The organism is Sorangium sp. So ce363, assembly GCF_051520435.1.
Classification (GTDB): domain Bacteria; phylum Myxococcota_A; class Polyangia; order Polyangiales; family Polyangiaceae; genus Sorangium; species Sorangium cellulosum_B.
In genome coordinates this window covers 2038416-2059645 of record NZ_CP150333.1, presented here as the reverse complement: position 1 = coordinate 2059645, position 21230 = coordinate 2038416, and the positions used below count along the sequence as shown (strand labels likewise).

Below are 21230 nucleotides of genomic sequence, written 5' to 3'. Positions count from 1 at the left end.
CGTTCTGGAACGGCGGCGTTCAAGGAACGGAACATTGAGTTCACTCATTCGTGTGAGATTGTCCACCCCACGCTGGCGACAAGACCATGGATAACGACAAGCCCCAAACCCCCACGCCTTCCCTCACGGATCTGATGGGCGCGATGGCGGCGGCCCAGGCCGCGCAGGAGCCGTTCTTCCTCGGCCGCCTCCGCGGGCACTTCGGCGCCGACCCCCGCACCCTCCCCGTTGTCGCCGAGGAGTTCCCGGCCTCGGACCACCCGAACTTCCAGCTCGCAATCGATACCCACCTCCGCGACGGCGGGTTCACCTCCGAGCTGCTCGGCGTCTCCGGCGGCGACATGTTCCGGGGGGTGAGCCTTCCCGATCTCCTCTCGCCGCCCCCGGCGATGCCCGGGATCGGCGGACCGCCGCCCTCGCAGGGGCCCGTGCAGTACCGCAACGTCCACCTCGACGCGGAGCGCCTCATCGCCTGCGTCGTCGGCGGCCTCTATCTCTTCGCCCGCGGGGGCGACCGCTTCGCGCTCCTGGTGCGCGGCCCCAGCGACGCCGGGTTCCGGCGCAGCCAGCTCACCGTCGAGCTGATGGCGGGGGACAACGAGCGCGCCCAGCGCCTCCTCGCCGAGCTCCGCGTCCTGATGCGCCGGCTCAACGTCTACCGCAGCCGCGTCGTCACCCTGAGCGAGACCACGGACGGCTTCTCGGCCGCGACCAAGATCGAGCTCCAGAGCCTCCCGCGGATCGAGCGCGACGCGCTCATCCTGCCCGCGGCGCTGCTCGCGCGGCTCGAGCGGTCGACCATCGGCTTCTCCCGGCACAGAGAGATCCTGCTCAGCTCGGGGCGACACCTGAAGCGCGGGCTGCTCCTCTACGGGCCCCCGGGCACCGGCAAGACCCTGACCGCGATGTACCTGGCGGGCCAGATGCGGGAGCGCACCACCCTGCTCGTCACCGGGCTCGGGGTGAAGCTCCTCAAGGAGGCCTGCGCGATGGCGCGGTCGCTCCAGCCCTCGCTCGTGGTGCTCGAGGACGTCGATATCATCGCCCAAGACCGCGAGAGCGCGGACACGAGCTGCCGCTCACCGCTGCTCTTCGATCTCCTGAACCAGATGGACGGCCTCGCGGAGGACACCGACGTGATCTTCGTCTTGACCACCAACCGCCCGCAGGCCCTGGAGCCGGCGCTGGCGGCGCGGCCAGGGCGGATCGATCTCGCCGTGGAGATCCCGCTGCCGGACGCCGACTGCCGGCGGCAGCTGCTCGCGCTCTACGGGCGCGGCCTCTCGCTCAAGGGCGACGACCTCGCGCCGCTCATCGCGCGGACCGACGGGGTGAGCGCGGCGTTCATCCGCGAGCTCCTGAGGCGGGCGGCGCTGTTCGCGGCCGACGCGGGGCGCGGCACGGCGGTCGACGAGGAGCACCTCAAGGAGGCGCTGCACGAGCTGCTCGTCGACGGGGGGCCGCTCACCCGGAGCCTCCTCGGCGCTCACGCTCACCGCCCCTCGTGAGCACGTGATCACGTGATCACCGTTTGCCCCGGACCGCCTCTCTCTTCGCCTCTGCCTTCAGCTTCCTCAGGTGTCCGTGCAAGGTCTCGGAGTCGAGGCCGTGCAGCGTCAACCGAGAGCCGACCTCGAGCGTCGATCTGGACACCATGGGGTGATGGTTGTGCACCAGGGCGACAGGCAGCGGGTCGTTCATGATCTTGCCGACGTAGAGCGCGATGATCTCATCGAGCTGCAGCGAGTTGCTCGCCCGCTCCGCACCTGTCCTATCCGGGCGCCTCGTCAATGCGGCTTGCTACCGTCGGCGCGACCTTTCTCTCCCCTCCGGTGCTGGCACCAGGCCGAGCAGCCGACCGATCGCCTCGTGAACGATCCGCGCCGCCTCCTCATCCCCAAGGACGACGGCGCGGTTCAGGGTGCCGGCGAGCGAGGCAACCACGACGGCCCGAGGCGACGCGTCGGCCGACGCGAGCTTCCCAGGATCGAGGCTCGCCGGTTGGGCCCGGGTTGGGCCCACCCCCACCGACGGGCTGCGATCCGTCGTCAGGCCTCCCTGAAATCCCGGGCAAAGCACCGGATCGCGACGGTTCGCCCCCGCGCAAGAGTCCCGCCAGGTCTCCGGACCGTCGTCTTGGCGCGGGCTCTCGACGGCCGCGACCAGGTACGCCGGGCGCTGCTCCGAGGCGAGGCGCGCGCGCTCGGGCTCCAGCGCGGCGACGGTGTCCGGACGACCCCGTACAAGAGCGCCGAGGCTACAGCCCGAACACGTAGACATCTCTGTTGCTCGTGGGCCAGCAGGCGATCTCGCCGCTCGCGAGGGCGGCGCAGGCTTCCTTGTAGCCGGCAGTGACGTGAACGGCCTCCGGGATGTCGATCGCCTCCAGTGTCATCCTCGCGGAGAACCGCCAGCAGACGACCCTGCCGCCCTGCCGGAGCGCGCAGTACCGGGAGTACCCGGCGCTCACCTGGATCGCATCGTCGAGCCCGGGCACCTCGACCGGCTCGGCGTGCGAGGAGGAGCCATCGCTGCCCCAGCAGACGACCTTGCCCGTCGCGAGGCGGGCGCAGTCGTTGGACCAGCCGGCCGCGATCTCGACGGCGCCCTCGACGCCCTCGACGCGCACGGCCGTGTCCGTCGTCTCACCGGTGGTGAGCCGTCCCCAGCACACCACCTCTCCGGTGCCCCGCAGCGCGCAAGTGTGCATGTAGCTCGCCCCAACCTGCACCGCGTCGTCGACACCGGTGACCGTGACCGGGACCGGCGCCTCCATCCGCCCGGCGCCCTCGACGCCGAGCAACGGCGAGAAGGGGTCGCCCCAGCAGATGACGTTGCCCGAGCCGAGGACGCCGCAGGCATACTCGAAACCCACGGAGAGCTGGACGACCCCCTCGAGCTCCGGAAGCACGACGGGCACCTCGCTGATCTCCTCTTCGGGAATGCTGCGCAGCAAGAGCGGCCCGTTGATGTCCGAACCCTGGCAGGAGACGCGCCCGTCAGCGTGGAGGAAGCACATGTGCATGGGATGGTTAGACGCAGCGACGACGTCGCCGAGGCCCGGACGCTCAACCGGGCCGGCCAGGCGCTCCTGCCGGAGGACTCCGCGCCACCAGCAGAAGACCTTTCCGGAGGCGGTGATGGCGCAGTTCGGAGCGCCCTCCGCGATGCGCACGGCGCACTCTGCGGCAGCGCAGGAGGGAGCCGGCGCCGGGCCGGTCGATGTGCTGGTCGAGCCGGTCGAGGGAGCGTCCTCGCCGCCGGCACCGGCGCCGCCGGTCCCCGTGACGGCAGCACCGCCGCCGCTCCCCGCGCCGGCAGCACCGCCGCCGCTCCCCGCGACGGCAGCACCGCCGCCGCTCCCCGCGACGGCAGCACCGCCGCCGCTGCCACCCGAGGTGCCGTGCGGGGCGATCTCGACGTAGCCGCAGGCGGCAAGGGCGGCGGGGAGAGCGACGGCATAGAGGAAAGGAGCGACAATGGATCGGGGCATGAGGTCCTCCGTTCGGCGGGCGCTTTCGCCGTACGGAGGAACTATGGGAGCGGGCGGCGGGGGCGCTCCTTAAACAGATCTTAAAGCGATGCCGGTCAGCCAGCTTGGGCGACGCGGTGGTGACGCAGGACGGCGCGCTGACGAGCAAGACCCGGCAGGGACGCCTCCTGCGCAGGTAGACGGCGCGGCGGTGCCCTTCGCTCACCAGGCGCGTTGAGCGAACGCCCGCGCAGTTACGCAGCCCCGCGCGCAACGGCGCGCCACGCCCCGGGTCAGGGGCACGTCGCCGAGTCGTCGTTGTTGATCACGGACGCTCGTGGAACGCCGGTCCGCTCACGGAGATCTTCCGCTTCACAGGTGGGGAGCTTCGGGTTCGTCGTGATCTCGAGACCGTAGTGGATCCGCTCGAGCGAAGAGAGTCCATCGAGGCTGCTGAGCTCCCGGTTGTTCGAGATGGTGAGATTTTGCTCGATCGCCCGGAGCGCAGAAAGTCCATCGATGGACGTGAGGACGTCGTTGCTCCCGATGGTGAGATCTTGGTAGACAGTCTCGAGCGCCGAGAGCCCCTCGAGGCTCTCGAGCTTCGCGTTGCCGACGAGGAGGAGGTTGGCGAGCTGACTCACGCCTTCGAGGCCCTGCAAGTTCTTGAGAGCCGGGTTGGACTTGAGCGCCACTGCGCCCGTGCCGGTCAGGTTGCGCAGCCCGGCGAGGCTCGCCAGGACGGGGTTGTTCTCGATCTGGATGCCATGGCGCACCGTCGTCAGACTCTCGAGTCCGCCCAGGTCAGCGAGGCGGAGGTTCGAATGGATGTTCAATGAGCCATCCACCGCCTTCAGGCCTTGAAGCCCCGTCATGCTCGCGAGCGTATCGTTGTTCACGATCGTCAACCCCGCCGCGATGGACTCGAGCCGCTCGAGCCCCTCGAGCGTGGGCAGATTACGCGTGTACCGGATGGTGATCGTGCCCGTGACGCGCCGCAGACAGCCAAGGCGGTGCAGCCGGTTCACCCCTTCGCTGAGCGTCAGGTCCCCCTGGACCTCCGAGATGAGCGGCAACTCGTCGACGTCGACCTGGTACTTCAAATCGAGCGAGCTCGAGATGGGCCGCGCCGTGGTGCAATCCAGCTCCGCGGGCGCCCCCGCGCTCCCGCCGGCTCCATCCGGAGCCCCGCCGCTCGTGCTGCCCGCGTCCATGCCGCCCGAGCTCGCTGACGCGCCGCCGTCGCTCGACCCAGCCGATCCGAACAGGCCACCCGTGCCGGAGCCGTTGCCCGTGGCTCCGCCCGCGCCACTTCCTCCAACACCTCCTCCTGACGCCGTGTTCCCGGCCTCCCCGGAGCCGTCGACCTCGGAGGAGCTTCCCCCTTCCCTGTCGCCCGCGACGCCTGGATCGTCAAGAAGCACCCTACCGCAAGCCAATGGGCCTCCTGCTGCGACGAGCCCTGCCGCCGCAATCGGCGCCCAACACCAAACCCGCCTGCTACGCACCGGCATGACCGAACCTCCGCCACCCAGTATATGCTCAGGCGATGCCCTGGGGTGAGGGTTGGCGCCCGGCGAAGCCGCGCGGCTCGAGTCCACACCGTCACGCGCGCCGAAGTTTGCGCCGCCATTGACGGAAATGTGCCATGAGCGCGAAGCGCCGGAGCACCGGGCCCCCGCGGCGCATTCATGGCTCGGGCGCGCGACAAGCCCGTCATGATTCGACGGGATCGTTCTCCGGTGCCTGGCAGTGCAGGTGAAGCTCTTTCACATGCGCGGCGCGTGCTCACGCGCCGATCGTTCACCGACACGCGCCTCCTCCGCGACGGCACGCCGCGTGCTCGCGACGAGGTGATGCGCTGGGCAGCGTTCCTCAACGCCGATATGCACAGGGCCTTCAAGCCGATCTTCACGCCGCGTCGGTTCCTCGCTGCCCTCAAGCTTCTCCGCTTCAGCGAACGCATGCGCGCCGAGCCGGCCGCGCAGAAGGCGCTCGCGATCGACGAGTCTCCCTTACCGACCACGAGGATCCCATGCTCCAGAATCTCCGTTTCGCCTCTCGCACTTCGCGGTTCGTGAAGAGCGCCGCCACCATGGCGACCGTCGCGGTGGGCCTGCTCGCCCACCCCGCTGTCGCCGCGCCCGAGCCGGTCGTCACGCAGCTCCTGATGAAGGAGCTCGCGAACATCCCCGGCAAGGAGGTGATGATGCTCCTCGTCGACTACCCCCCCGGCGGCGCCGATCCGGTGCACCGTCACGACGCCCACGGCTTCATCTATGTCCTCGAGGGCTCGATCGTGATGGGCGTGAAAGGCGGCAAGGAGGTGACGCTGACCCCTGGCCAGACCTTCTACGAGGGGCCCAACGACATCCACACCGTCGGCCGGAACGCGAGCACCAAGAGGCCCGCGAAGTTCCTGGTCGTGCTCGTGAAGAACCGGGGCGTGGCCCCGTTGCTGCCCGTCCAATGATGCATCTCGTGAACGCACGACGACGGGCGGGCAGGTGCTCGCAGGAAGAGGGGACGACGCTGCCTGCGCGGATTTTGCGAATTGCCGCGCAGATCGCTGACGACGAACGTGCCGCCGTCCAGAATGCTCACTTGCCGTTCCATGGGCCCCCTCCGATGACGGTGGCTCAGCGCGTCGCTTCCGGAGCCTGTTGATCTCCCGGAGAGAAGACGCTCTGAAACATCTGGGCGACGCCCAGGTCTCCTCGCACGCCGACGCGGCCCTGCATGATCGCCGTGATCAAGTTCTGTTCACCGCGAAAGATCCGCAGAAAATCGTCGAGCGAGCACGAGAGCTGGCAGTCCTCGATCGCGCCTTCGGGCGCGATTCCGAAGGACCTGTCGGCGATCTCCACGACGACGCGCTCGTCGTCGCTGAGCTGCACGGCGCACACCTTCCGTGTTCCTCGCAGGCGAGCGTCGTAGCGTCCTGCCGCGAGATCCTGGATGAGCTTTCTTGCTTGCGACATGACCAAAGAGTGTGTCCCGTTTGCCAACCTGGCCTTCGCGCTCGCCGCGCTCCCCACTCCGAGCAAGGGTGTGCCCATTTGCACGGCGCGGAGGTCGCCTCTTCACGGTCGCGTGTGGAGCACGCGAGCGCCGCCCAGCGCGATCAGGATCATCGACATACCGCCGGTCAGGAGGCTGATTCCGACGAGCAAGCCGAGCACCCTCACGGCCGTGGTGACGCCGCCCGTGATGATCAGCATCCCGAGCCCCAGCGCCAGGATGCCGTCGAACACGAGCCATCCCGAGCCCCGCAGCCCGCGGTGCTGATAGGCGCGGATGAGCTTGAGCGCGCCCTCGGAGACGAAGTACGCCGCGGCGATCACCATCAGCGCGAGCTTGCCGGTCATCGGGGCGACCACAAGGAGGAGCCCGAACGCCACCTGCACCAGGGCGCTCACGAGCTCCCAGCTGGCGCCGGCCCAGCCGCGGCTCTGGATGGCGTGACAGCCCTCGGCCACGCCGGCGAGCACGATCAACCAGCCGAGGGCGATGGCGGTGACCCGGGAGGCGACGAAGGGCGTGACGAACGCGAGCACCCCGAGCACCATCGAGGCCACGCCGATCGCGAGGAACCAACCGCGGTTCTCCCGCACGGTGTGAAAGTCGACCTGCGCAAAGCGAAGCGACCTCGGGGACTCTCCGAGCGGAGCAACCATGGGAGACCTCTCTGGTTCGTGGAGCACGCGTGTCCCGTCGGTCCCCCGCCGCGCGAGGACGAGGTGGCCGGGACCGCGTCCGCCTCGGGCATCGTCCATGCCAGTGCGCCGGCGAGAACATTGTGCCTGGCGCTCGTGGGAGGCTTCACGGCCGAGGGCGGCCAGCAGCGCACCGCCTGATCAGCGGGCGGCGGCCTTCGCGGCCCTGGTGCTCGGGCTGGTCGCCTGCCGGACCTCGCGCCGCTGGAGCTTCGAGCCCTGCTTCGCGCGATTGGCGCTCTTGCGCGTCGACTTGCGCGACGGGCGGTCCTGCGCCGAGTCTTCGAGCGTCGCGGTGGCCTTCCGTGTCCTCCGCATCGTGTTACGCCGCGCCGTCGAGCCGCCGCCCGCCTTCCGGTCGGTCGCGCTCTGCCCCGGAGCGGCCGTGTCGACGGGAACGTCACGCCGCGACTTCTCGGGCCGCTCCAGCGCGCGCTCGAGGTTCTCCTTGCTGCGCCCCACGCGCCGCCCGATGAAGCTGCCCTCGGGTGATGGATGACCGAGCCGCGCCGGAGCCGCCGCGCTGCGCTTCGCCGCGCGCGCCGTCGGCTTCGGGCCGCGCGCTGGCGCGCGTGACGCGGCGCGCGGCGCGCGCTCGAGGGCGCTCTGCACGGCCCGTACGATCCCCGGGACGGCTCTGTCGATCGTCTCGCGCGGCTCTTGACCTCGCATCTGGTAGACGACGCTCGGGTGCCCGCTCAGGACGACCTTCACGTCGCACGCGACGTCGACGCCGCCGCGAGGCCCGTTCACATCCGTGAAGCGCACCGTGAGCCGCTCGATGTCGGGCGCGAACCGCCCGAGCTTCGCCCCGAGGGTCTGGCGCACGTGCGCCCTCGTCGCCTCGTCGACGCCCACGCCGAAGGTCCGTACCGCCAACGGGGTCCGCTCCGTCGGTGTGCGCCCGGCGCGCGCCCGGACCGGTCGTGGCACGGTGGAAGGGAACTGCGGACGTCGCCCGGTGGATGGTCGCCCCATGCGCGCAACATCGAGACCGGCCCCCCGTCGTCAAGCGTCGCGGCCACCGGCGAGATCGCGTTCCTGTTCCACCCGCCGCACCTCGGTCGGCTGCCAATCCCCGCCCGTCCGGTCATCCACGCGTCCGCCATCGGCGTCGGAGCCGCTTGCCAGCGGCTCGTCAATGCGAGTGACAACCCGTGCAAAACAGGGCCGTCTTCACCGGCGGGTCGTTGTTCGGATCGTCGTCAGGTTCCGGACCGTTGGACCAGCTGCGCGATGGCGCGCGCGCTTGCCTCGTTCGCGGGTGAGAACACGAGCATCGAGAGGCCGTCGCTGCCTTCGACGTGGAACACCGACGACTCGAGCACGATCTCGCCGACATCGGGACGGACGAGCCGCTTCTGGAACCCGGCGTGCGACCGGATCTCACCTTCGTCCCACAGGCGGCGAAAGTCGGCGCTCGTCTCCATCAATTCGTCGATCAGCGCCGTCGCCTCGTCAGATTGGCCGGCACGCGCGATGTCGACGCGAAACGACGCGAGACAGGTACGGCGAACGTCGTCGACGTCATGCACCTTGTTCTCTGAACCCGGCTGGAAGACCCGGCGCAGCAAGTTGCGGTCGCGCTCCGGCACCGCCGCGTAATCGCCGAGCACCGCGGCCGCCGCGCGATTCCACGCGACGAGCTGGAACGTCGGCGTCTTCACGAACGCGGGGATGGAGAGGTTGTCGAGCACGAGCTGGAGGGGCGGCGTGACCGCGACGGGCAGCGCGGGCTTGCGCGGCGGCGGACGGCCGCGCGCGAGCAGGAACAGCATCTCGCGATTCGCGCCGTCGAGCTCGAGGGCGCGGGCGAGGCGTTCGAGCACGTCGTCCGACGGCACGCCGCCGCGACCTTGTTCGAGCCACGTGTACCAGGTGACGCTCACGCCGGCCCGGGCGGCGACCTCCTCGCGGCGCAATCCGGGAGTGCGTCGGCGCGCGGTGGTCGCGGGATGGACGCGCCCGCGGCGGTCGCGCAGGAACGTGGGGAGGGTGGTAGCCGCCATACCAGTATAGGCGCCCGTCTTTTCGGACGAGCTGTCCGAACGTACGGTCCTCGCATGACCAAGTCAATGCGAGTGTTCGTCACCGGCGCGACTGGCTGGATCGGTACGGCGGTGCTGAAGGAGCTGCGCCGGGCCGGCCACAGCGTCCTCGGCATGGCGCACAGCGATGCGGGCGCCGACAAGTTGAATGCGCAGGGCGTGGAGGTTTATCGCGGCGACATCAGGGATCCGAGATGCCTCGTCGAGGGCGTCCGCGCGACCGACGCGACGATTCACCTGGCGTTCCACGTCGACTTCTCGGACTTCCCGAAGATTTACCAGATCGATCGCGACGCGATCAGCGCGATGCTCGACGCGATGGCGGGCACGAACAAGGCGTTCGTCGGCACGAACGGCACGCTGGTGGTCTCGAAGCCCGGCAAGGTCGCGTTCGAGGCGGACGAGTCGCCGGCGAGCTCGCCGTTCGCGGTCCGGTTGCAGGCCGAACGTCTCGTGGTCGATGCTGCGAAGCGCGGAGTGCGTGGCAGCGTCATCCGGCTGGCTCCGACGGTGCACGGCGCTGGTGACAAGGGCTTCATCGCAATGCTGATCAAGCTGGCTCGCGAGAAGAAGACCGCTGGTTACGTCGACGATGGCAACCATCACTGGCCCGCGGTGCATCGCGACGATGCGGCGCGGTTGTACCGGCTCGCCGTCGAGAGCGCACCGCCGGGATCCGTGTTGCACGGCACCGCCGAGGAAGGCATCACGATGCGGGCGATCGCGGAGACGATCGGCAAAGGCACCGGTGTGCCGACGAAGAGCGTGCCGGCCGCTGAGGCAGGCGCTCACTTCGGATGGATGTCGATGGCCGTCGGGCTCGATAACCGGACCTCGAGCGAGGCGACGCGTGCGCTGCTCGGCTGGAAGCCGGAGCAACCGGGCCTCGTCGACGACATGCGCGCTCACTACTTCTGATCTACCATGCAGCCATCAACGGCCTGTTCGTACCTGCCGTTCTTCATCATCGGCCGCTATGAGCAGAGGCGTCCCGCGTCGTGGAGCAGCGACGCATCGAGCGGCCAAGGGCCCTGAAGCGCAGGGCGCCGCCGCCCTGAGCTACCTCCCGCGTCCAGCAGGCGGGTCGGACGAGGAGCCGCGGTCAGTGGGCGGGCGGGATGAAGAGGCCCGGGCAGGGCTCGTCGCCGAAGACCCTGGAGCCGAGCCGGTACATCGTGATCTTCGGGTTCGGCGCCCAGTTCCAGCTGCCCCCGGCGTGGGAGTAATCGTTCGACTGGTTGAACGCCTGCCAGCTCGACGCGTGGAACGCGACGTTGAACCGGTCGGTGGAGGACGAGGGATCGACCGAGAGGAACGGGAGGCGCACGTCGAGGTAATGCGTCGCGCCCGCGCAGCCGCCGCCGGGCACCTCGTGGAAGCTCATCTCGAGCTCGCTCGAGCAACCCCAGCACGTCGCCTCGAGCGAGCCGGGCGGCTCCTGGCTGAAGTAGTACCGCACGGTCGAGCCCGCGAGGTACACGCTCTCGCTTCCCGTGTTGCGCACCTGGATCCCGGGCGTCACCCAGCTCGGCTGCGGCGCGTGGGAGTCGTACAGCACCTCCAGCTGGCAGTCCGCCGGGCACGACGTGGTGCTCTCGCCGCTGCTGCAGACGCCGTCGCCGCAGGAGCAGTCGCTCGCGCACGAGGCCGGGCTCTCGAGCGGGCCGCAGGCGCCGTCGCCGCAGGAGCACAGGTCCGAGGCCGTGCGCTCGCACATGGCCTGGATGGCCCGGAAGGCATAGGTCACGTCCTCGCCGCGGCACGCGTCGTCGGCGCAGGTGAACGGACGCACGCAGTCGCCGTCCTGCACGAAGTCGCGCTCGCCGCGCACCAGGATGCCCACCAGCTCCTTCGTGTTCAGGTCGAACACCCCGGACCCGGAGTTGCCCACGAACGTGTCCAGGTTGCCGACGAAGAAGTCGAGGCTCGGCGCGTTGCTCCGGACCGCGGCCCCGTCGGCCAGCTTGAGCGGCAACCCGCGGGGGAAGCCGTGCACGACGAGCGGCGTGCCGATGGCCAGGGGATCGCTCGACACACGCACCGCGGCGGGCGTCCGCCCCACGACCGGCCGATCGAGCCGCACGACCGTGTAGTCCGCTCCCCGCCGGTCCTGGTAATAGCTGACGAAATCCACGCAGCTGTAGACGTCATCGCTGGTGATCTGGCCGAGCTGGCCGGACGGCGTCATCGCATAATCGAAGACGAAGCGGCTGCTATTGCAGTTGTTGATGCAGTGCGCGGCCGTGAGCACCAGGTCGTCGTCGATCAGCGTTCCGCTGCAGTCGGCGAGCGCCGGCTGGGACGCGAAGCGCTCGTCGAGGCACACGCCGTCGCGCCCCGCCCACGTGGGCCCGGCGATCTGGATGTCGTTCGGGTCCGAGTCGTCGACGGCCGACGCGGGGATGAGCGCCACGGTGAAGTCGAGCGCCCGCGCGGCCCAGGCGGGATCCGCGTACGTGAAGGGCTCCTCGCGGTCATCCTGGCCATAGATGACCTCGGAGCGGGCCTCGCCGGCGGCCTCCTCCCCGGCAGGCGCGGGCGCCGCGCACCCCGCGGCGGCCCCCACGGACAACAAGCCAGCAGCAATGATGAAGTGGTTCGCTCTCATGACAAGCTCCCAAGTGTTCGAGGCAGAGCGAGGATCACCGGGCGGGCCCGATGACGACGTGTCAATGCCTGGCCGGCGTCGAGCAAGGTTCTGACGCCCGACAAGCAAGGACCTCCGAGTGGCACGCTCGTCCTGTTCTCAGCGAGGGGGATCTACTTCCTCGTGAGGCGCGCACCAATTCATATGCGCCATGGACCTCATGCACACGCTGCATCGAGCCGGCGCGGCCCGGGGCGCGAGCGCCCGCGGGGGCGCGCCCCTGACGACGGATTGACCATTGTCCAATGGATTGGCGCCGCCTCCAGCAGGCGGACATCCCGGATTTACCCTCGTCGCATCGGGAGAACGTCCTCCTGGGGAGCACCACCATGAAGGTAGCCATCTTGACCGGCAGCGTGAGGAGCGGGAGACAGTCGCACAAGATCGCCCATCACCTGGAGCGGAAGCTCCGGGAGCGGGGCGCCGAGGCCGATCGGATCGATCTGGCGGAGACGCCGTTGCCCATCCTGGAGGACCGGTCGGGTCGCCCCCCGCAGCTCCAGGCGACGGTTCAGGGTCTGAGCGCGCGCCTCCGCGGGGCGGACGCGCTCGTGTTCGTGACGCCGGAATACCACGGGAGCTTCTCGGGCGTGCTCAAGAACGCCCTCGACCATTTCTGGGAGGAGTTCAGCAAGAAGCCGATCGGCGTGGTCGCGGTCTCCGCGGGGAAGCTCGGGGGCATCAACGCCTCGACGCAGCTCCAGCACGTGATCCTGAGCCTGGGAGCATTCCCCCTGCCCCTCAAGCTGCTCGTCCCGGAGGTCCAGAGCGTCTTTGACGAGTCGCTCCAGCTCAGGAGCGAGCAGGTCGCGAAGGCGGCCGACAGGTTCCTCGACGAGTACCTGTGGTTCGCTCAGGCCATCGTCCAGGCGAAGCAGGCCGGCGAGATCTCCCGGCCCCTGGTCGCATGAGGCCCCGCGCCTAAGATCGTCCTCGCCGCCAGCAGCTGCGCGCCAGGCGCGCTCCCCCGATCCGGGGCCGACGAGGTGGGCGCGAGGGTCGACGGGTCGTCCTCCTACATCGACCTCCACGTCCGCGCCGACGACAGGAGCGCGAACGGGCGTGCGGGCAAACGGGCGAGCGACCTGGAAGAATAACGGCCGGACGAGGCCAAGCGTGAAGCTCACGAACACCGCTTGGCTCTCCGGCGAGGCAGCCAGGGCTCCAGCTCTCGGGAGCAGGGCGTCTTGCGGTGTGGCGCGATGTTCGATATCGTCGGTCGTCGGCGGAAGGAGCGCCTCAACCACCATCGGATATGGCTCAATACGTTTCTCCTCATCCCGGGCTCGAGGGCCCCGGGGTCACCTTCGCGTCGGTCGCCGCGGCTCTCGGGGCGCACGGAGACATCGGGAAGAAGGTGCTCTCGACGCTGGGCGCGTCTGACCTGGTCGCGGGCGAGTGGTACCCTCTCCAGCTGCTCCTCGACATGCTGAAGGGCGTGGCCCGGGCGACCGGGGACCATACGCTGCTCGCCATCGGGAAGGCGATCGTGGATCACGCCGTGTGGCCGGCCATGCCGCCGACCATGGTGGATGCCCTCCAGATCATCGACGTGGCATACCACATGAATCACAGGCTCGACGGAGAGGTGATGTTCGATCCGGCCACCGGCGTCATGCGGGAGGGGATCGGCCACTATCGCTGTCATCCGGAGAAGCACCAGATCATCATGGTCTGCGATACGCCTTATCCCTCGGAGCTCGATCGTGGGATCCTGCTCGGCACGGCGCGGCGAGCGGCGTCGCGCGGGGTCAGGCCGCGCGTCGACGTCGTGCTCGACGAGTCCCGCCCGTCGCGGAAGCGCGGCGCCGACTCCTGTACCTACCGCGTCACCTGGTGAACCGGCGCTGCCGCCCTTCTCCTGCTGGACGCCACCGGCGGGACGAGCAGGAGGCGTCTCCTTCGGGGCTCCGCGCGCGGCGCGCAGCCGGCAGCAGAGCCTCCGCCTCGTCGCGTCGCCTCGTTGGCCGGGCGCGGTCGACCTCGAGACCTCCGGCGGGCAGGAAGCCCAAGCGCCTTTGTGGATGTCAAGAGATTTTAGCCTCTCCAGCCTCCAGCGCATTCCGTTCCATCCCATATTTGTGAACGTACACACACGCGGCCATGGCCACGTCGCCTCAGGGCCGGCCGAGCGGACCAGCGAAGATCGCGATCCGGCGCCCACCCCTCCGGACGCGGCGCTCCGAACGAGCCCTGACTCGACGCGGCGCTCCGAAGGAGGCCCGCCAGCCTCGTCCTCCCGCGGGATCGAGGACAGCCGCGGGCCGGTCGATTGGAATTGACATCGGGAATGTGAGCGTTCACTTTCCTCCTCGAGGGGCCTCCTTTTGCTTTGACGATCGACGGCGTGCCGCCAGGGTCCGTGGGGCGCCTGAAGACCCGTGTCCACGTGCCCCGTCAGCACCGCGGGAGGATGGCAAGGTCAGATAGACATCGAATGTTCCACGACACCGGCCGATGGCGTGCACGACCTTCGCCTGCGTTCGCGGGGAACCGGTCCGATCGGCTGTTCAACCTGGACCATTTCGACTTCAAGCTGGGTATTCTGCCGTCGGCTCAGGCAGCCCTGCGCTCGCCCCGCGTCGTGATTGCATATCGCGACCCCGCCCGGCCGGCGCCGGGCCGGGTTCTGCCGCATCCGAGCTGCGACAAAGATTTATAGCGTGGGTCGAGTCGAGGGCGACGCCTCGGGGGCACACCAGGCCACCAGCGACTCGAATCGCGGAGAGACGCGAGTGGAGTCCATTTCTTCGATCGCTCGAGGTAATACGGTGTCGTTATGAGAAACAAATCGAGTTTGGCTTTCACCTTGGCCGCGCTGGGCATGATCGTCGGCGCTTGCAGCGGCTCCAATGGCGACGGCGACGTTGAGGGGAGCGGCGGAGCCCCGGCGGGCGCAGGAGGGAGCGTGAGCGGCTCGGGCGGCGAGCAGGCGAGCACCACCGGAGGGCCTCTGCCTACGGGCTCGGGCAGCTCGCAGAGCACGGCCGGAGGGTCTGACCCCTCCGGCTCGGGCGCGGGCGGAGGAGCGCCTGCCGGCGGCGGGGAGATGGCGGGCGGGAACGGAGGCTCGGGCGGCGACGGCGGAGGCTTTACCGGCACGTGCACCGAGTCACGACCTGTCGGTGGAAACCGGTCGGGGAGCGGCCCTCACAAGGTGGTCGTCGAGACGAATTCAGACCCGGGCATCAACCAGGGCACCATCTTTCGTCCGGAGGATCTCGGTGGGAACGCCAAGTATCCGATCTTCGTCTGGGGGCAGGGCGCATGTTCGCGAGACGGGCTCGCCGCTGAAGCGGCCATGGCCGAGATTGCCTCGCATGGCTACTTCGTGGTGGCGGACGGGACGCCGGGAGGCAAGGAGCCCAACCGCGAGCTCGGGGGCGGCGGCGACGTGCTGCTCGCCTACGTCGACTGGGTGATCGCCGAGAACGAGAAGCCTTGCAGCGCCTACTACCGGAAGATCGAGACCACGAAGGTCGCCGCGAACGGCTTCTCCTGCGGCGGCTTGATGGCGGCGGGGACCGCCGCAGATCCCAGAATGACGACCTGGGGACACACGAGCAGCGGCTCTTTCTCGGTGAATCGGGCATTCTATGAATCGATTCACACACCCGTATTGATCGTCACCGGCACCGCGGATAGCCTGGGCGCGAACGAGAACGGCGCGAGAGATTTCGAGAACATCGCCGCCTTGGGTGATATCCCGGTCATGATGTTCGCCAAGGTCGGCGCGGACCATGGGGGCGATCTGTGGGCTCGCAACGGCGGCGAGTTCACTCAGGTCAACCTGGCGTGGCTCAACTGGTGGCTCAAGGGCGACGAATCGGCCACCGGCAAGGGCATGCTCGTCGGCGCGAGCTGCCGCTTCTGCACCGACAGGACCTGGAACGTCTCTTCCGCCAATCTGCCCTAGAACAACGATCACGTTGAAACCCGGAGAATTTTCACAGGGAGGCGGGGAGGCGGGGAGGAAGAAAAAAAAGAACTTCTCCCTCTTGCCGTCTCTCGCTCCCCGCCTCCCCGCCTCCCTGTGAAGTTCCTGTTTTTTTCTCGCGTTTCAACCCGTTTGTCGCTCTAGGGGTACGTGCCGAACGCCCACCATTCGGTCGCCATGTTGTCGTCGGTGATGATCGGGTCATCCTGCGTCCGCAGCAGGATCGACTCCCGGCCTTCCCAGGTGGGCCCGCCGCGCCAGTCCTGTTCTTTCAGCAGATCGAGCTGCGCGGCGCTGCTCCCCGCGGGCAGCACGGGACGGCCGTCGATACGCCAGGCGTCGAGCTTCCTCTCGAAGCGTGCGCGGTCGATGGCAATCGGACCGTCGCTCGCGATCAGCATGTTCTGGTAGCGGAGGGCGTGGGGGAATACGGTCGCCCCGGTCTTCTGAGCCGCGGTGGACATGGTGGTGTTGTAGTAGAGCGCACCACCCAGCTTCAAGTGCCGGCGGGACAGATCCATCATCTCCCGGGAGAGCAACATCGAGGCATACGAGCGCCAGTACACGATCGTGTTCTCGACGATGACGTCGAAGCGCCGCGAGGTCCGCCCCAGGTAGCGCCGGCCATCGTCGATGAGGAGCTCCACCTTTGGGTTGTCCAGCGCGCTCGCGACGACGGGCGCGCGCCGCGCCGCCTCGACGAACCCGGGGTTGATCTCGACCACGGTGAGGTGCTCGACGTCGGGGTCGTTCGCCAGTACCTGAAGCCAGGAGCCGGACCCGAGGCCGATCATGAGGATGTCGCGCGGCCGGGGATGGAACGCGGACACCAGATAGGCCCGCAGCACCCGGTTCTCGTCCTTTTCAGGCAGCGGGCTGACGTTGGTGATGCCCTCGTAGGATCCGCCGCTGCTGGAGCAGGTGGACGCGCTCCTGGCCGGACTGGGCGCCGTTGAAAAAACTTCGCGGCCCCCGAACAGTTTCGGCCTCGGCGGCAGTCTTGGATGGGAGAGGCCAAGATTACCATGAAACTGTACGATTTCGCGTTTTCTCCCAATTGCCGCAAGGTCCGCGCCGTCGCCTACGAGCTCGGCGTCTCGTTCGAGCCGGTCCACGTCGACCTGTTTCAACGAGCTTCCCGCGCGCCCGAATTTCTCGAGCTGAACCCGAACGGGCGCGTCCCGGTGCTGGTGGACGACGATCTGGTGCTCTGGGAGTCGACCGCCATCATGCGTTACCTGACCGCAAAATGTGGCGGCGACCTGGTGCCGGCCACGGCGCGGGCCCAGGCCGAGCTGGATCGCTGGCTGGCCTGGCAGCTCGCGCACCTCGGACCGGCCATGACCGCGGTCGCGTTCGAGCGCATCGTGAAGCGCCTGACCGGCCAGGGTGCGCCCAACGAGGCGGTCATCGCCACCAGCAGCGCCGACTTCGCGCACCTCAGCAAGGTGCTCGACGCGGCGCTGTCCGGGCGCGACTACCTGGCCGGATCGCTCTCGCTCGCCGATTTCGCGCTCGCGTCGCACTACAGCCTGGCGCCCCTGTGCGGGCTTTCGCTGGCCGAGTTTCCGCACCTCGAGTCGTGGCTCACGCGCGTGCTCGGCCGCGATAGCATGCGCCGCGCCCTCGCCGACGCCCAAGCCGCCATGACGCCCCATGCCGCCTAAAGACGACGCCACGTTCTTGCAATCGGTCGAGCCCCTGCGCGGCGCGATCCGCCTGCATTGCTACCGCATGCTCGGCTCCGCGCACGACGGCGACGACGTGGTGCAGGAGACCTGGCTGCGCGCCTGGCGCGCCAAGGATTCGTTGGAGGACGAGGCGCTGGTCAAGCCGTGGCTCTACCGCATCGCGACCAACGTCTGCCTGGACGAGCTGAAGCGCCGGCCGCGGCGCTTGTTTCCGACGGACGCGTTCCCCGCGACGGAGGACGCCAAGCCGCCGCTGCCGCGCGTCGAAGAGCCCGTCTGGCTGGAGCCGATGCCCAGCGCCTGGCTGGAAGGCGTCGAGGAGCGCGACCCCCAAGCGCGCTACGCGCTCAAGGAGAGCGTCGCCCTGGCCTTCGTGGCGGCGCTACAATGCCTGTCCCCACTGCAGCGGGCGACGCTGCTGCTGCGCGACGTGGTCGGACTGTCGGCGGCGGAGACGGCGCAAGCGCTCGCTACGAGCGTGGAGGCCGCGAACAGCGCCTTGTTCCGCGCCCGCAGCGCGATCGGCAGCAAGCTCGGCGGGGCGGAGCCGGTCGACATCGCGACGACCACGCAAGTGGATCTGCGTTTGCTCGAACAGTACGTGCGCGCCTTCGAGGAGGCGAACTTGGACGCCTTGGTCGCGTTGTTCCACGAAGAGATGCGCACCACCATGCCGCCGGCGCCAACCTGGGTCTCCGGGCGCGCCGCCAACGAGCGCTTCTACCGGCGGATGTTCGGCAGCATCGTCCCTCGGCAATTCCTGCACTTGCGCATCGCCGCGAACGGACAACCGGCGTTGGCCTTCTATCGTCCCCGGGCCGCTGGCGCGCCACACACCCTGTCAGCGATTCAGCTCGTCACCACGCGCGACGGCGCGATCGCGACCGTCGACCATTTCATGCTGCCCGAGGTGTACCCGCTGTTCGGCGTGCCGTCGGAGCTGCCCACCTCATGAGCGAGTCCATGCTGCCAAGCAACAAAATCACGGCAATTTACGGCGCGGCCGGCGCCAGCGGCGCCGCGTCCGCCAAGGAAGGCGCACGGCTATTCCTGACGGGGCGAGAGCTCGCGCCAGTCCAGGCCCTGGCCGACGAGATCGTCGAGAATCTGCCAATGTTGCGCGCGCCTCGCGTTGTGCTCGTCGGACATGAAGCAGAAGGGGATGCGATCTGTGCGAGGGTAGGCCGCGCAAAGCCATTCCGACCTGTCAAGAATTTTCTGCCAACGGCCGGCGGTTGACACAACGTACAAAAGTACGATCCACTGATCCGCCTATAGAAACCAACAGATCCAACGAGTTCACTCGGCCGTGTAATACTGCTCACACCACGTTGAGGATTATTCCCAGCCGACCGAACCAGGAAAGGCTTGCTGCGATGAGCGAACTGACCATCTGGACCTACGACTGGGTGCCTGAAGGCCCTCGTGGTTTTGTGCGTGATCTGAGGCTGAGATGGGCGTGTGAGGAAGCCGACCTCATCTACGTGGTCAAGACAATCCCATTCGATGGTCGCGAGACCAATCATCTCGCGCGCCAGCCATTTGGCCAAGCTCCGTTCCTGAACGACGGAGAGCTGGAGATATTCGAAAGTGGTGCGGGGCTGCTGCATCTGGCCCGGAAGAGCGGCAAGCTGATGCCGCCCGATCCGGCCGGAGAAGCGGAGACATTGCAATGGACGATCGCCGCGCTCAACTCGATCGAGATGGTCACCGTACCGTGGTGGTTTCTGAAAATGTGCGGCGATGAGGACAATCAACTTGCCGGATGGATGGGCAAGCGCCTCGACCAGCTCGAAAAGATACTGAGCGAGCGAGAGTGGCTCGCGGCCGGCCGCTTCACCGTCGCAGACCTGCTGATGGCGGATGTGCTACGGGTCCCGCAGGTCCGCTCTTTCGGCGATCGGCCGGCGACCGAGGCTTATGTAACCCGTGTGACGGATCGCCCCTCATTCAAGAAAGCCCAGGCCGACCAGATTGGCCTTTTCAAAGCGGCCGACGAGAAGAGAACAGAAAAAGGGGCAAACTGACGAGCGGCTTGGCCTCTGTCATTCGCGCACCGCGCTCGAGCCGCTCGCGCTCGATCGTGTGAACGAGCTGATCCCCCGGGTCGCCGCGTCCCCGACCGGCGACAGAGCGCGGAGTCGGCGAAGGTGCCAAGGAAAGCGGCGCGGCGAGGGTGACTAGCGCCCCCGGCGCACCACCCGCGCGATCTTGCGAGACAGCGCGTCCGGCGCGACCGGATAACGCGCCACGTCCGCGGCGCCCGCCGCCACGAGCGCGTTCATCCGGTCCGAGGAGAGCCCGGACGCGCACACGACGGCGCGCACGCCGGGCGCCGCGCGGCCGAGCGCCGCGAGCGGCGCGCACGCGCCCTCCACGTCGGCGCCGGGGTCGATCACCGCCACGCCGAGCCCCGCATCGAGCAGCGCGGCGGCGTCCGGCACCTCGGCGAGGTGGATCCCCTGCGCGTCGAGCCCGATCTCGCACGCCTCGCTGAGCCCCTGGCCCGCCGGCGCGAGCCGGAGCAGCGCGACCGTACGCTCCGGCACGGACGCGAGTTGCGCGGTCTCGCCGTCCGGCCAGGCCTCCGCCCGCTCCGCCCGGCCGCCGAGCGGCGCGTCCGCCTTGCGCGCGGGCAGCCGCCGCGCCTCGGCCTCCCGCGACATCGCCTCGTCGAGCCGCGACCGCGCCGCCGCGGCGCTCTCCGGGCGCTTCTCGGGCAGCTTCGCCAGCAGATCCAGCCGGAGCCGCTCCAGGAGCGGCGGGACCGGCGGAGCCCCCGGCGGCCGGCGCAGCGGCGGCGGGATCGAGAACATGTGCATCGCCATGAGCTCCACCGCAGGGAGACCGACGAACGGCGGCGTTCCCTGCAACAGCGCCGTCAGGATGCAGCCGCACGCGTACAGATCGGTGCTCGGGCCCACCGCGAGCGAGCGGCACTGCTCCGGCTTGAGGTCGCGGTGGACGATGCCGCTCGCGCGACGCCCGGAGCAGCGCGCCGAGCGACTGCCCCTTGAGCAGCTCCATCACGAGGTAGATCGAGCCGTCGCCGCCGTCCTCGTCGCCCCCGAGGTCGAGCACCTTGACCACGTTCCGGTGCACGCCACCGAGGGTAACTGTCCCGGATGCACGAAGAGGGCGAGGAAGTCGATGACTTCGTTCATCGCGCCGCGCGGGCCGTGAACGCGAGTTGACAGATGTCCAATCGAGGCCCTCGCAGCGCCCCCGACGAGCCTGTCACACGCTCGGCGCAAACGGGCCTCTCTTTACAACTCTTCACAATTGAACTCAGGATTCAGACGATGAATTTTTGTTCGCCAGAGCTTGACGGCCGCGCTCGCATCGAACACTTTTCCGCCTGCATCGATGCTGGCGCTGCTTGGATCGCTCGCCACCGGCTTCGGGGCGCGGCTCGATCTGGGCCGCGTCTGGCGGGAAGTATTGCTTAGGAGCATACATTCGAGCTGCGAGGCGCTCTCGCGTCAGTGCGACCAGGAAGAGCAGGAGTACCTGCGGCTGTATCCGCCCATTGCGTCCACAATCGTCAACTCGAGCCCGATGCAGCCGCCTTACGTGTCGACTTCGCCCTAGAAGGGCCGGCCGCTCAGCGGCGGAGGCCGAGGCTCCGCCCGCGGGGTGAGCGCGCGTGATGGCCGGCGTGAAGCGAAGGCGCGCGGGGCTTGAGGGCTCGGCGGCGTGGTCTTTCCGTCATCAGCACG

Annotated in this window: 22 protein-coding genes; 12 read left to right on the top strand and 10 right to left on the bottom strand. The window is 68.7% G+C overall.

What is annotated here, in order from left to right; translation table 11 throughout:
* The first annotated feature begins 86 nt into the window (after positions 1 to 86).
* Entirely contained in the window at positions 87 to 1508 is a 1422-nt protein-coding gene (locus tag WMF12_RS07955) for an AAA family ATPase (RefSeq protein WP_437869808.1), read from the top strand.
* Positions 1509 to 1524: 16 nt separating this feature from the next.
* Here WMF12_RS07955 and WMF12_RS07950 read toward each other — a convergent pair whose 3' ends face one another.
* From WMF12_RS07950 to WMF12_RS07940, 3 genes are all read right to left on the bottom strand, one after another.
* Positions 1525 to 1791: a DUF6999 family protein gene (locus WMF12_RS07950; RefSeq protein ID WP_437869807.1), complete on the bottom strand. Its 267-nt coding sequence runs from the start codon at positions 1789 to 1791 to the stop codon at positions 1525 to 1527.
* Positions 1792 to 2257: 466 nt separating this feature from the next.
* Positions 2258 to 3493 (bottom strand): RCC1 domain-containing protein, encoded by a 1236-nt coding sequence (locus WMF12_RS07945; protein ID WP_437869806.1) that lies wholly within the window; start codon positions 3491 to 3493, stop codon positions 2258 to 2260.
* A gap of 272 nt (positions 3494 to 3765) precedes the next feature.
* Entirely contained in the window at positions 3766 to 4896 is a 1131-nt protein-coding gene (locus WMF12_RS07940; protein ID WP_437869805.1) for a hypothetical protein, read from the bottom strand.
* A gap of 294 nt (positions 4897 to 5190) precedes the next feature.
* On the opposite strand from WMF12_RS07940, the gene WMF12_RS07935 reads away from it, so the two are divergent.
* Both WMF12_RS07935 and WMF12_RS07930 read left to right on the top strand, forming a co-directional pair.
* Positions 5191 to 5553, top strand: a complete 363-nt coding sequence (locus WMF12_RS07935; protein WP_437869804.1) for a hypothetical protein — start codon at positions 5191 to 5193, stop codon at positions 5551 to 5553.
* 14 nt (positions 5554 to 5567) lie between these two features.
* A complete protein-coding gene (locus WMF12_RS07930) occupies positions 5568 to 5945 on the top strand; it encodes a cupin domain-containing protein (RefSeq protein WP_437869803.1) in 378 nt (125 codons plus the stop codon).
* A gap of 166 nt (positions 5946 to 6111) precedes the next feature.
* Here the strand turns inward: WMF12_RS07930 and WMF12_RS07925 are convergent, their stop codons facing one another.
* From WMF12_RS07925 to WMF12_RS07910, 4 genes are all read right to left on the bottom strand, one after another.
* Positions 6112 to 6453, bottom strand: coding sequence for an SCP2 sterol-binding domain-containing protein (locus tag WMF12_RS07925; RefSeq protein WP_437869802.1), 342 nt, complete (start codon positions 6451 to 6453; stop codon positions 6112 to 6114).
* 102 nt (positions 6454 to 6555) lie between these two features.
* On the bottom strand, positions 6556 to 7149 hold the full coding sequence (locus tag WMF12_RS07920) for an HdeD family acid-resistance protein (RefSeq protein WP_437869801.1): 594 nt from the start codon (positions 7147 to 7149) through the stop codon (positions 6556 to 6558).
* 180 nt (positions 7150 to 7329) lie between these two features.
* The gene (locus tag WMF12_RS07915) at positions 7330 to 8067 is read right to left on the bottom strand and encodes a hypothetical protein (RefSeq protein WP_437869800.1); all 738 of its coding nucleotides are present in this window, start codon (positions 8065 to 8067) and stop codon (positions 7330 to 7332) included.
* Positions 8068 to 8393: 326 nt separating this feature from the next.
* Positions 8394 to 9197, bottom strand: a complete 804-nt coding sequence (locus WMF12_RS07910; protein WP_437869799.1) for a helix-turn-helix transcriptional regulator — start codon at positions 9195 to 9197, stop codon at positions 8394 to 8396.
* Between the two features lie 54 nt (positions 9198 to 9251).
* On the opposite strand from WMF12_RS07910, the gene WMF12_RS07905 reads away from it, so the two are divergent.
* Positions 9252 to 10154, top strand: coding sequence for an SDR family oxidoreductase (locus tag WMF12_RS07905; protein ID WP_437869798.1), 903 nt, complete (start codon positions 9252 to 9254; stop codon positions 10152 to 10154).
* A 184-nt stretch (positions 10155 to 10338) separates the two neighbouring features.
* Here the strand turns inward: WMF12_RS07905 and WMF12_RS07900 are convergent, their stop codons facing one another.
* On the bottom strand, positions 10339 to 11844 hold the full coding sequence (locus WMF12_RS07900) for a trypsin-like peptidase domain-containing protein (protein ID WP_437869796.1): 1506 nt from the start codon (positions 11842 to 11844) through the stop codon (positions 10339 to 10341).
* A 368-nt stretch (positions 11845 to 12212) separates the two neighbouring features.
* Here WMF12_RS07900 and WMF12_RS07895 point away from each other — a divergent pair, with 368 nt between their 5' ends.
* The 3 genes from WMF12_RS07895 (at position 12213) to WMF12_RS07885 (ending at position 15799) form a co-directional block, all read left to right on the top strand.
* Complete coding sequence (locus tag WMF12_RS07895; protein WP_437744999.1) at positions 12213 to 12794, top strand: NADPH-dependent FMN reductase; 582 nt, start codon at positions 12213 to 12215, stop codon at positions 12792 to 12794.
* Positions 12795 to 13138: 344 nt separating this feature from the next.
* A complete protein-coding gene (locus tag WMF12_RS07890; protein ID WP_437869793.1) occupies positions 13139 to 13723 on the top strand; it encodes a hypothetical protein in 585 nt (194 codons plus the stop codon).
* 939 nt (positions 13724 to 14662) lie between these two features.
* The gene (locus WMF12_RS07885) at positions 14663 to 15799 is read left to right on the top strand and encodes an alpha/beta hydrolase family protein (protein ID WP_437869792.1); all 1137 of its coding nucleotides are present in this window, start codon (positions 14663 to 14665) and stop codon (positions 15797 to 15799) included.
* Between the two features lie 161 nt (positions 15800 to 15960).
* Here WMF12_RS07885 and WMF12_RS07880 read toward each other — a convergent pair whose 3' ends face one another.
* Positions 15961 to 16668, bottom strand: coding sequence for a spermidine synthase (locus WMF12_RS07880; RefSeq protein ID WP_437869791.1), 708 nt, complete (start codon positions 16666 to 16668; stop codon positions 15961 to 15963).
* A 156-nt stretch (positions 16669 to 16824) separates the two neighbouring features.
* Between WMF12_RS07880 and WMF12_RS07875 the strand changes: the two genes are divergently transcribed.
* The 4 genes from WMF12_RS07875 to WMF12_RS07860 all read left to right on the top strand — a co-directional run bounded on the left by WMF12_RS07875 (position 16825) and on the right by WMF12_RS07860 (position 19538).
* Entirely contained in the window at positions 16825 to 17487 is a 663-nt protein-coding gene (locus WMF12_RS07875) for a glutathione S-transferase family protein (RefSeq protein ID WP_437869790.1), read from the top strand.
* Positions 17477 to 18466 (top strand): RNA polymerase subunit sigma-70, encoded by a 990-nt coding sequence (locus WMF12_RS07870; protein ID WP_437744995.1) that lies wholly within the window; start codon positions 17477 to 17479, stop codon positions 18464 to 18466. Before WMF12_RS07875 ends, WMF12_RS07870 begins: the two co-directional genes overlap by 11 nt.
* Positions 18463 to 18750, top strand: a complete 288-nt coding sequence (locus tag WMF12_RS07865; RefSeq protein WP_437744994.1) for a hypothetical protein — start codon at positions 18463 to 18465, stop codon at positions 18748 to 18750. The genes WMF12_RS07870 and WMF12_RS07865 overlap by 4 nt, the downstream gene beginning before the upstream one ends.
* A gap of 137 nt (positions 18751 to 18887) precedes the next feature.
* Complete coding sequence (locus tag WMF12_RS07860; protein WP_437869789.1) at positions 18888 to 19538, top strand: glutathione S-transferase family protein; 651 nt, start codon at positions 18888 to 18890, stop codon at positions 19536 to 19538.
* Between the two features lie 153 nt (positions 19539 to 19691).
* Here the strand turns inward: WMF12_RS07860 and WMF12_RS07855 are convergent, their stop codons facing one another.
* Positions 19692 to 20435, bottom strand: a complete 744-nt coding sequence (locus WMF12_RS07855; protein ID WP_437869787.1) for a hypothetical protein — start codon at positions 20433 to 20435, stop codon at positions 19692 to 19694.
* Between the two features lie 442 nt (positions 20436 to 20877).
* On the opposite strand from WMF12_RS07855, the gene WMF12_RS07850 reads away from it, so the two are divergent.
* Positions 20878 to 21102: a hypothetical protein gene (locus WMF12_RS07850; protein WP_437744991.1), complete on the top strand. Its 225-nt coding sequence runs from the start codon at positions 20878 to 20880 to the stop codon at positions 21100 to 21102.
* Positions 21103 to 21230: the final 128 nt, after the last annotated feature.